A 10,425-nucleotide genomic window follows, 5' to 3' on the forward strand; every position below is an offset into this window, starting at 1 on the left:
CTGAGCATGTACGCGTTCGCCCACCAGGCGATCACGGCCTACGTCGTCGACGACTACGCGGGTTCCGAGGCGTCGGCGCGCAACCAGGAGTTCCTGAACTGGTTCGAGCCGTACAAGGCGCCGTTCAACGTCGGCACGGCACTCGGTGCGGCCGAGCAGCTGCCCGAGGCGCGGGCGAAGCTCGAGGAGGCCCTGGACCTCGCGACCGGCCTGGAGGTGTGCGGCGTGCGCATCAACCTCGCCCTCGTCGTCGAGCGGATGGGCGATGCGGCCCGAGCCGACGGCGACGGCGCGACGGCGGCCCAGCTGTACGGCGAGGCGCTCACGATCACGGTCGAGACCCCCGAGGAGTGCAACAGCGAAGAGGCGCAGCAGCAGTCCTCCGACCCCGAGCGCGACATGTCGGACACGCTGGAGGGCACCGAGGGCCGGCTCAAGCAGAAGCAGCAGGAACAGGAACAGGAACCTCAGCCGCAGGAGCCGCAGACCGAGGAGGAGCCGCAGCCCTCCGACGAGAAGATCCGCGATCTGCAGGACAAGCTCGAGCAGGGCACCGAGGAACGCGATCAGCAGCAGAACGACGACCCGGGCAGCTCGGGAACGGACAAGCCATGGTGATGGATCACGAGAAGCAGCGTGCACGGTACCTCGCGGGCACCGAGGGCGCCCCGCCCGTGCCCCCTCCCGGCGGCTACCGCGGCGCGCGCCGCCAGCAGGGACCCGTCGCCGGCCCCGTTCCGCCGGCGCCCGTCCCCGGTGCGCCGGCGACACTCGATGTCGAGAAGAAGCCTGCGAACGCGCTCGGCTGGATCGCTCTCTCCGCCGGCATCCTGTTCGCGCTGATCCTGCTCGTCACGCTGATCGCCGGCGGCACCGACGTGCTCTACGGCGTGACCATGCTCGCTCTGCAGCTCATCGTCGTCGCGGTGATCATCGCGGCGCTGTTCTCCGCGCGGGGACGGATGCTGGGCGCGATCGCCCTCGTCGTGACGATCCTCTTCAACGTGGCGACCGTCGGCGGCATGAGCGCGCTGCAGACGTCGGCATCCGGCAACTACGAAGGTGTCAAGACCGACGAGCAGAAGCACGCGGAGGCGTACCCCGCCATCAAGGGCACCGACCCGCAGCAGACGCTGAGCCAGCAGTCCCTGGAAGAGGTGCGCGCCCAGTCCGATGAGCTGTTCGCCGACATCCGGGAGAGGCTGACCTCCGAGTTCGGGTTCACCTGGGTCCAGGTCGGCGACGAGGATCTCCGTCCGGAGCGCAACGGCTACGGCGGCGAGTCGATGCTCGTCGAGTACACGTCGACCGGCTGGGCGACGAACGAGCCGGTCCAGGACTACGCGCAGAAGCTCGACGTGATGGCCGCGATCGACGACGTCGTGATCGAGCACGGGCTGTGGGATCTCTACTCGTTCAACGATCCGTCGATCTCGGGGATGGACCCGTCGGTGATCGCCAAACTGTACGGCAGCGACGACCCGCGCACGCAGGACACCTGGGAGTACTACACCGAGAACTACCCCGACCCGCTGCGGTTCTATGCGAACATCTACGACCTCTCGCATGACGAGGACGGCGGATTCCTCACGGCGCGCCAGGCGCAGAGCGCTCGCACCGGGGAACCGCTCGAGGGGCTGCAGCTCGTCGTGATCGCCAGCGGTGTGCTCAGCGAAGCCGACCGCGCGGAGTTCGAGAAGAAGCTCGCGGAGTACCCCGGCTTCGGCTGAGGCCGGCTCTTCGAATCGCGCAATTGGCCGCTTTGGAGGCCAGATCACGACCATTCGCGCGATTCGAACGCGTCGTCGCTCAGTCGGCGAGGCGGAGCAGCATCCGGGCGAGGACGAAGCGCGCATGGCCGCGTGAGGTGCGGGGGTCGTACCCGAGCGTCTCGATGAGCGCGGTGAGCCGTTCCTGCACGCTCGAGTGGTGCCGGCCCAGGCGCACGGCCGCGGCGCGCACGCTCTGCTCGTCGATGACGGCGTCCAGCAGGTCGAGACTGCGTGCATCCAGGCCGGCGAGAGCCGCGGCATCCGGATGCCCAACGCCGGGATCGGCCGTCTCGGCGACGAGCAGCAGCGCGCCGAGGTCGGCGGCCGCGAGCGTGGGCTCCGCGGGCGTGGTCAGTCGCACGGCGATGAGCGCAGACGACCACGACTCGGGAAGCTGCCCGCCATCCACGGTCGTGCCGACGCCCCGCCGCAGCTCGGTCGCGCCTTCCCATGCGTCTTCCGCGGCGACGTCGTCCGGGAGGATGGTGGCTCTCGTGAGCCCGTGCCGGGTGGCGACGATGGCCGACGGATGCTGCTGCCGAGGCTCCGGGTCCGGCAGCGACGCGACCACACGGTAGCGCCCGGGAGCCAGGCGGAGGCGGGACAGCGCACCGACTCGCTCATCGGCTCCGGCATACGAGCTGATGGCGAGTTCGACCGCGCTCTCCGTGCCGACCGATCGGCGGGCGCGGATGATGCCGAGAGCCAGCGCCAGACGCTCGAGGATCATCGCATCGTTCGTGTGCGCCTCGCCCTCCCGCTCGATCCAGACGACGGCATCCGGTCCGCTGTCGCGCAGCTTCCAGGCATCTCCGGGATCGGTCGGATCGATGCGCACGCCGTCGGCCCGCACGCGCATGATCTGCCGACCGTCGCGCTGTCCGACGGTCGCGCCGCTGAGCACGGCAGCACCGCGCAGCATGCTCTCCACGCCGACGGACCGCTCCACGAGGGCATCGAAGTACGAGACGACCTTGAGGGTTTCGCTGGCATCCGGGTCGAGGGCGGTGAGACGCCCCAGCAGATCTTGCATGTCGGGCTCCATCGCGCGGGGATTCCACCCTACGGGGTCGCGTGCGCGACCCCGCAGGGTGCCGGGATCACGCGAGCAGGCGGTTCACCCAGTTGTCGCGTGCGGCGAGCATCGCCTGCGCGACCGCGGAGTGCGGGGCGAACATGTCGAACCCGTGGAACCCTCCGGCCCACACGTGCAGCTCGGCCTGGACTCCGGCCTCCCACAGGCGCGTGGCGTAGGCCACGTCCTCGTCACGGAACACCTCGGCGCTGCCGCAGTCGATGAACGCGGGAGGCAGGCCCGTGAGATCCGTCGCGCGCGCGGGGGCCGCGTAGATCGAGACGTCGGGGCCGCCCTTGCGGTCGCCGAGCAGCGCGGTCCACCCCGTGATGTTGGAGCCTCGATCCCACACGCCGATCCCGTCGATCTGCTGCGTCGAGACGGTCTCGTCGCGATCGTCGAGCATCGGGTAGATGAGCAGCTGCCCGATGAGCGCGGGACCGCGGCGGTCGCGAGCCAGCAGGGCGGTTCCGGCGGCCAGTCCGCCCCCGGCGCTGCCCCCGCCGATGAGGAGCCGGGAGAGGTCGATGCCGAGCTCGTCGGCATTGTCCGCGGTCCACAGCAGCCCCGCGTAGCAGTCTTCGACGGGGAACGGGTCGGGGAACTCGGGAGCCAGCCGGTATTCGACGGTCACGATGACCCCGTTGTACCGCTCCGCCCAGTCGAGGAAGCCGACCACGCCGAGCCAGCGGTTGCCGATGATCATGCCGCCGCCGTGGGTGTGGAAGAAGCCGGGGCCGGTGCCGGTCCGTCCCTGCTTCTCGATCACCGAGACGACGATGTCGTCGCCTTCATGCCCGGCGATGGTCACATCGCGACGGGTGAAGCCGCGCTCGTCGAGCATCGCGAAGATCTCGTCTTCGCCGCTGACCGGCGACTGCCGCATCAGGGGGATCATCTCCGAGGTCAGCGTCGACGGCATCTGGTCGGCGACGAGGGCGAGGGCGGCTTCGAGCTCGGGGTCGAAGGGCGGGCGGGCGAGTGTGTCGGTCATCAGAACTCCCTTGTTCTCGCCGTCTGCGTGGCGGCGTCCCGCCAGCATCCTTCAGGTCTTCCCCCACGGTAACCCGCCAGCCGCACCCGATCCGCCAGCGCACGGCCGCCAGGTGGCGGGGCGGAGGTCTCGACGTCGTTCCGGTCGCAATTCCTGCCGCCGCGCACCGTTCCGGTCGCAATTCCTGCCGCCCCGGCGGCGATCGGACGGCATCGAGTGCGACCGGAACGCGCGGACAGGATGCCGGTCAGCCGGCGAACGACAGGCCCGCGGCGAGCGCGAAGCCGAGCACCGTGGCCAGGCCGGTCGACTCCTTGGCCTTCGACTGCGCCTCGGGCACCATCGAGTCGACGAGCATCACGAGCAGGGCTCCGGCGGCGAATCCGCTCGCGGCTGTGCGGAAGACGTCACCGGTGACGGTCGCCAGCCCGAAGCCCGCGACCGTCGCCAGTGCGCAGATCACCGCGACCCCCGCCCAGAGCAGCAGCACGCGGCCCTTCGCCATGCCGCCCTGGAGCAGGTCGGCGGCCGAGCCGATCGACTCGGGCAGGTTCGAGACGAGGATGGCGACGACGAGGGCGATGCTGACGGGTTCTCCGGACGCGAGCCCGATGCCGAGCACGAGCTGCTCGGGGATGCCGTCGAGGAGAGCGCCGACGGCGAGCTGCCCTCCGCCCGCCTCCCCCTTCTTCTTCGCGGCCCTGGCATCGAGGATGCGGGCGGCGATGTAATACGCGAGGGCGCCGGCCGCGACTCCGGCGACGAGAGGCACCGCGCCGCCGCGGTCGAGCCCCTCCTCCCAGAGCTCGAACGCGATCGAGGCCATCAGCGCACCGGCGCCGAAGCCGAGCACGATGCCGAGCCAGCGCGGCGGCCATTTCCGCAGCATCGCGAGGACCGCGCCGACGAACAACGGGGATGCCGCGACGACGCCCCACAGCACTGCTTCGCCCATGTTCCGCCTCCGTGGACACTCTCCCACGGTGAGCGCGGGTTGGTTCGGAGGCTACTCCTGCACAGTGAGCGGTTTCGGAAGACTTTCCCCACCCCTCGGCCAGGCGAGTCGACGCCCGACCGAGGCGGACCTCTGCACGAGTTCTCTGGGGTAATGACCAGAAGCAGTCGTCAACAAAACATTGACGCTCGGTATGCGCGACCGTTACGCTGACCGCATCCGGATCGCGCCGAGCGCCCGGAAGCACGGAGTGGACGACGCCGACATGATCCACGCTGTCGATCATCCGATCCGCTACCGCGAGCAGGAGTATCAGGGAGAGGAGCGCATTCTGATCATCGGAGCCGATCGCGTCGGACGGCTCCTCGAAATCGTCCTGGTGCCGGCCCACAGCCCGTCGCTCATCATTCACGCCGATCGGCTCCGACCCGGTCGATACCACTACCTCTGAGGGAGGATGCATGACCAGGACAACCGTCCGAGACGATCACGATCGGGATGTCGAGGCGTTCATCGACAGCATCCGTCCTGAGACGATGCGCGACGCATCCCGGCTGCGCGACATCGCTGCGGCCCGCGCAGCACGTGATGCCGCCGACCGACAGCTCACGGCTGCTGTCGCGGCATCGAGAGCAGCGGGAGACTCCTGGACGATGATCGGCCTCGCGCTGCGCACCTCGAAGCAGAACGCGTTCCGCAAGTACGGCGCAGCGAGATGACGACCGAATCGAACGGAACCTCGCCGAGAGAAGCGTTAATCGGCAGATCTGATGAGTGACAGACCGGGCGAGGTCCTCCGCCTCCCTGCGTTCGCGCTCTTCTGGTCGTCGTCGACGCTCGGGGCGTTCACGGGCGCGGTGAGCGCCGTCGCCTTCCAGGTGCTCATCGTCACGACGCTGGACGCCTCTGCCTTCGAGATCGGGCTGCTCAACGCGGCGAACGTGGTGCCGTACCTGCTCTTCGGACTCGTCGTCGGGGCGCTGATGGACCGGTGGCGGCGCAAGCCCGCCATGGTGCTCGCGAGCGTCGGCCGCGCGCTCGTCCTCGGGGCGATCCCGGTGCTGTGGGTCACCGGCACCCTGACCGTCTGGACGTTCGGCGCCCTGTTCCTGATCTTCGGCGCTCTGACGCTGATCGCCGACTCCGCCGCCCAGCCGATGCTCCCCCGGCTCGTACCGAGGAACCAGCTGGTCGCCGCGAACGCCCGGCTCGGGCAGGCGGGCACCGTGGCGCAGACGACGGGTCCGGCGCTCGGCGGTCTTCTCGTCGGCTGGCTCAGTGCTCCGATCGCGATCCTCGTAGACGCGGTCGGCTACCTGGTGAGCGCCGTGCTGCTCAGCCGCATCAAGCTCGACGAGGTGAATGCGGAGCGACGGACGGATGGACGCCACCTCGGTCACGACATCGTCGAGGGTCTGCGGTGGACATACTCGCATCGCACGCTGGCCCCGATGGCCGCGTCGGTCAACGTCTGGTTCCTCGGGAACAGCATCGCGCTCACGGCCTTCGCCCCGTATGCGCTGCGGGAGCTCGACCTCGGCGCGCTGGCGTTCGGACTCGTCCTCGCGATGGGCGGGGTCGGCGGCTTCCTCGGTGCGCTGCTCGCCTCGGCGGCCGGACGACGCTTCGGTGTCGGCGGTGCGGTGCTCGCCGGGCGCACGCTGTCGGCGGTGGCGTGGCTCGCGGTGCTGATCCTGCCGGCAGCCGAGAACATCGCGATCGTGGCGATCCCTCTGGCCATCGGTCAATTCCTGTTCGGACTCGGCATGGGCCTCGAAGACCCCAACGAGATGGGCTACCGGCAAGCCGTCGCCCCGGATCAGATGCAGGGACGCCTGAACGCCTCGATCCGCACCGTCAATCGGGTGATGTTCCTGATCGGCGCGCTGGTCGCCGGCGGGCTCGCCACCGCCTTCGGGTTCCGGGTCACGATCGGCGTGAGCGTGGCCGTGTTCGCGATCGCAGCGCTCATCGTGCTGCTGTCGCCGCTGCGCACGGCGCGGCACGACGACCTCTGAGCGTCGTCGTCATGCGGCACAGGGCGACACGCCGCCCGCGGATAGACTGGAAAGCATGTCCAAGGTCCTCCAGTCCCTGCCCGTCGGCGAGCGCGTCGGCATCGCCTTCTCCGGAGGACTCGACACCTCCGTCGCCGTCGCGTGGATGCGCGACAAGGGTGCCGTGCCCTTCACCTACACGGGCGATCTCGGGCAGTACGACGAAGACGACATCGCGTCGATCCCGGGCCGGGCGCTCGAGTACGGCGCCGAGGCGTCGCGCCTGATCGACTGCAAGACGGCCCTGGTCGAAGAGGGCCTCGTCGCCCTCTCCTGCGGAGCGTTCCACATCCGCTCCGGCGGCAGGACGTACTTCAACACGACGCCCCTCGGCCGTGCGGTCACCGGCACGCTGCTGGTGCGGGCGATGAAGGAGGACGGCGTCGACATCTGGGGCGACGGCTCCACTTACAAGGGCAACGACATCGAGCGGTTCTACCGCTACGGCCTGCTCGCCAACCCGCGTCTGCGCATCTACAAGCCGTGGCTCGACGCCGACTTCGTCACCGAGCTCGGCGGACGCAAGGAGATGAGCGACTGGCTCGTCGCCCACGAGTTCCCCTACCGCGACTCCGCCGAGAAGGCGTACTCGACGGATGCGAACATCTGGGGCGCCACCCACGAGGCCAAGACGCTCGAGCACCTCGACGTGTCGCTCGAGACCGTCGACCCGATCATGGGCGTGAAGTTCTGGGACCCGTCGGTCGCCATCGAGCCCGAAGACGTCACCGTCAGCTTCGAAGCCGGTCGTCCTGTCGCGATCAACGGTGTCGAGTACAGCGACCCGGTCGCCCTCGTCATGGAGGCGAACACGATCGGCGGACGCCACGGCCTCGGCATGAGCGACCAGATCGAGAACCGCATCATCGAGGCGAAGTCGCGCGGCATCTACGAGGCTCCGGCCATGGCGCTGCTCTTCATCGCCTACGAGCGTCTCGTCAACGGCATCCTGAACGAAGACACGCTCGCGACCTATCACGAGCAGGGCCGCCGCCTCGGCCGCCTCATGTACGAGGGACGCTGGCTCGAGCCGCAGTCGCTCATGCTGCGCGAGTCGATCCAGCGCTGGGTCGGCCTCACCATCTCGGGCTCGGTCACGATCCGCCTGCGCCGCGGCGACGACTGGACGATCCTCGACACCGTCTCCCCGAACCTGTCCTACGGTCCGGAGAAGCTGTCGATGGAGCGCGTCGGCGACGCGGCCTTCGGCCCGGTCGACCGCATCGGCCAGCTCACGATGCGCAATCTCGACATCGCCGACTCGCGCTCGCGGCTCGAGCAGTACGCCGGCCTCGGCCTCATCGGCGGCGCGACCGGCGAGCTCGTCGGACGCGTGACGGCGGGCGAGTCCGCCGAGATCACCGGCTCGGTCGAAGAGGTCGACGAGAACCTCGCGGACGCCGTCGACGTCGCCTCCGAAGGCGCGGCCTTCGACTCCGGCACCGACTGACCTGTTCTTCGCGGAGGGGGCGGATGCTGCGGCATCCGCCCCCTCCGTCGTGTCGCGTGAACAGATGCTGGGAGTCTTCCGATTTATCTTGCACACTCTTGTGCACTATAAGTAGCATGGGGGCATGACCACCCGTGCACCCCGTCGCGATGCCGTCGAGAATCGCGCCGGCATCCTCGACGCCGCCCGCATCGCCCTGTCGAGCGACCCGCATGCCTCCGTCGACGTCATCGCGCGCAGCGCGGGGCTCTCCCGCCGCACCCTCTACGGCCACTTCGACGACCGCGACGCGCTGATCCGCGAGCTCATCTCCAGCGGGGCGCAGCGCTTCAACGCCATCGCCGCCTCGGTCGACGACCCCGACAGCCGCATCGCCCTCGCCCGTCTCGCCGCCCGCCTCTGGCAGGAGGCCGCGCACGTGCAGGTCGCCGCCGCCCTCGCCCTCGACGAGGCGCACGTCGAGCACACGGCCGCAGCCCTCGCACCGCTCCGCCGCACGGTCGCCGCGCTCGCCCGTCGAGGCCAGGACGACGGCAGCTTCCGCACCGATCTCGCCGCCCCCACGCTCGCCCGCCTCATCGAGGAGATGGCGCGCACGGTCGTCTCGAGAACGGATGCCGCGAGCACCGGCGCCGCGAACCTCGCAGTGCGCACCGTGCTGAGCATCGCCGGACTGTCGTGGCGCGAAGCCGACGAGCTGCTCGCCGCACACCCCGACATCGTCGCGGCAGACGCCGACGAGGAGGCGCACGCATGAGGATCACCCTGCACGACGTGAGCAAGGGCCGTGGCGGCGAGGCTCTTCCGCGGACGAGCCTCGAGTTCCACACCGGCGCCGTACGCTTCGCCCTCGCCGAGACCGAGCAGAGGCCGACCGTGCTCGGCCTCATCGCCAGCGGCAGGATGCGGCCCGACACGGGTCGCGTCACCCTCGACGGCGCCGAGAACGCGAGGGACCTCCGACGTCGCGTCGCCCTCGTCGACGCTCCCTCCGTCAGCGACCCGCACGCCGACATCGCCCTCGCAGGGGTGGTCGGCGAAGAGCTCATGTTCGCCGGAGTCGGCGCGACACCCATCCACGCACGCCGCTGGCTCGCGGGGCTGGGGTTCGCCGAACTGGCATCCGTCCCGATCGGAAGCGTCGATCCCGCCGCCCGCGTGCGCATCATGTGCGAGCTGGCCGTGCTGCGTGACAGCGTCGAGGGCATCGTCCTCGTCGCGCCCGACCGGCATGGCGGCAGCCCCGACGGCTGGTGGCGCATCGCCGGAGAGTTCGCCGACCGCGGCTACGCCATGCTCGTGGTCGTCGGAGGCTCCGCAGCCGTCGCCCTCGAGCGGATGCAGGAGTTCGACGCGATCAACGCCTCCGGCCCCGTGGAGCCGCTCGTGCTCGAGGAGCCCGGCGCCACCCCTTCGGATGCCGACGACCAGGGCTCGATCGAGAACGGAGACGCGCGATGAAGGTCCCCTCCATGATCGCCGCCGAACTGCGGCGTCTGACCGCGAGCAAGATGGGCATCATCGCGCTCGTCGCGCTGATCTGCGTGCCGATCCTCTACGGCGGCCTCTACCTGTGGGCGAACCAGGACCCGTACGCGAAGTTCCCCGACGTGCCCGTGGCCCTCGTGGTCGACGACGAGGGCGCCCCGGCGACCGACCAGGCGTCCGACACCGTGAACTACGGCGAGGACGTCGCCGAGAACCTCATCGACGGGAATGCCTTCGACTGGCAGCGGATGACGGCTGAGGAGGCCGCCGACGCCCTGCGCGAGGGCACCGTCGATTTCACGGTGACGATCCCCGCCGACTTCTCCTCGGCGCTCACCTCGGCGGCGGGCGACGACCCCCACCAGGCGCGCATCGACCTGGAGACCAACGACGCGAACAACTACCTCGCCTCGTCGATGGGCACGCAGGCGGTGGAGAAGATCCGCAGCTCTGTGGCCGAGATGGTCGGCAGTGAGGCGGCCGAGCGCCTCCTCACCGGCTTGAGCGATATCCGCGACAGCCTGGTCACCGCCGCCGACGGCGCCTCGCAGCTGACCGACGGCGCGAACACCGCGGCATCCGGCAGCACCACCCTCGCCGACGGCACCGCGCAGCTCGCCGACGGCACCGCGCA

At 69.8% G+C, this 10,425-nt stretch carries 12 protein-coding genes; 9 read left to right on the top strand and 3 right to left on the bottom strand.

Annotated elements, in window-relative coordinates:
• A partial coding sequence (locus DW306_RS00160) for a hypothetical protein (RefSeq protein WP_136053640.1) occupies positions 1 to 618 on the top strand: 618 nt, incomplete at its 5' end.
• Entirely contained in the window at positions 612 to 1,730 is a 1,119-nt protein-coding gene (locus DW306_RS00165) for a DUF4064 domain-containing protein (protein WP_136053641.1), read from the top strand. The genes DW306_RS00160 and DW306_RS00165, both read left to right, overlap by 7 nt.
• A gap of 79 nt (positions 1,731 to 1,809) precedes the next feature.
• On the opposite strand, the gene DW306_RS00170 is transcribed toward DW306_RS00165, so the two are convergent.
• From DW306_RS00170 to DW306_RS00180, 3 genes are all read right to left on the bottom strand, one after another.
• Positions 1,810 to 2,805: a hypothetical protein gene (locus DW306_RS00170; RefSeq protein WP_240746986.1), complete on the bottom strand. Its 996-nt coding sequence runs from the start codon at positions 2,803 to 2,805 to the stop codon at positions 1,810 to 1,812.
• Positions 2,806 to 2,872: 67 nt separating this feature from the next.
• Positions 2,873 to 3,841: an alpha/beta hydrolase gene (locus tag DW306_RS00175; RefSeq protein WP_136053643.1), complete on the bottom strand. Its 969-nt coding sequence runs from the start codon at positions 3,839 to 3,841 to the stop codon at positions 2,873 to 2,875.
• A gap of 247 nt (positions 3,842 to 4,088) precedes the next feature.
• Complete coding sequence (locus DW306_RS00180) at positions 4,089 to 4,796, bottom strand: hypothetical protein (RefSeq protein ID WP_136053644.1); 708 nt, start codon at positions 4,794 to 4,796, stop codon at positions 4,089 to 4,091.
• Positions 4,797 to 4,989: 193 nt separating this feature from the next.
• Between DW306_RS00180 and DW306_RS00185 the strand changes: the two genes are divergently transcribed.
• From DW306_RS00185 to DW306_RS00215, 7 genes are all read left to right on the top strand, one after another.
• A complete protein-coding gene (locus tag DW306_RS00185) occupies positions 4,990 to 5,247 on the top strand; it encodes a hypothetical protein (protein ID WP_240746987.1) in 258 nt (85 codons plus the stop codon).
• Positions 5,248 to 5,257: 10 nt separating this feature from the next.
• On the top strand, positions 5,258 to 5,515 hold the full coding sequence (locus DW306_RS00190; protein WP_136053645.1) for a hypothetical protein: 258 nt from the start codon (positions 5,258 to 5,260) through the stop codon (positions 5,513 to 5,515).
• Between the two features lie 51 nt (positions 5,516 to 5,566).
• On the top strand, positions 5,567 to 6,814 hold the full coding sequence (locus tag DW306_RS00195; RefSeq protein ID WP_136053646.1) for an MFS transporter: 1,248 nt from the start codon (positions 5,567 to 5,569) through the stop codon (positions 6,812 to 6,814).
• A gap of 55 nt (positions 6,815 to 6,869) precedes the next feature.
• Positions 6,870 to 8,303, top strand: coding sequence for an argininosuccinate synthase (gene argG / locus DW306_RS00200; protein ID WP_136053647.1), 1,434 nt, complete (start codon positions 6,870 to 6,872; stop codon positions 8,301 to 8,303).
• Positions 8,304 to 8,427: 124 nt separating this feature from the next.
• Positions 8,428 to 9,060 carry a TetR/AcrR family transcriptional regulator gene (locus tag DW306_RS00205; protein ID WP_136053648.1) on the top strand — a complete coding sequence of 211 codons (633 nt, stop codon included), beginning with the start codon at positions 8,428 to 8,430 and terminating at the stop codon, positions 9,058 to 9,060.
• Positions 9,057 to 9,764, top strand: coding sequence for a hypothetical protein (locus DW306_RS00210; RefSeq protein ID WP_205814056.1), 708 nt, complete (start codon positions 9,057 to 9,059; stop codon positions 9,762 to 9,764). Before DW306_RS00205 ends, DW306_RS00210 begins: the two co-directional genes overlap by 4 nt.
• Positions 9,761 to 10,425: YhgE/Pip family protein (locus DW306_RS00215; protein WP_205814057.1), on the top strand; the 665-nt coding region annotated here is incomplete at its 3' end. The genes DW306_RS00210 and DW306_RS00215, both read left to right, overlap by 4 nt.

Origin of the sequence: Microbacterium sp. K24, assembly GCF_004794465.1 — a bacterium.
GTDB lineage: Bacteria > Actinomycetota > Actinomycetes > Actinomycetales > Microbacteriaceae > Microbacterium.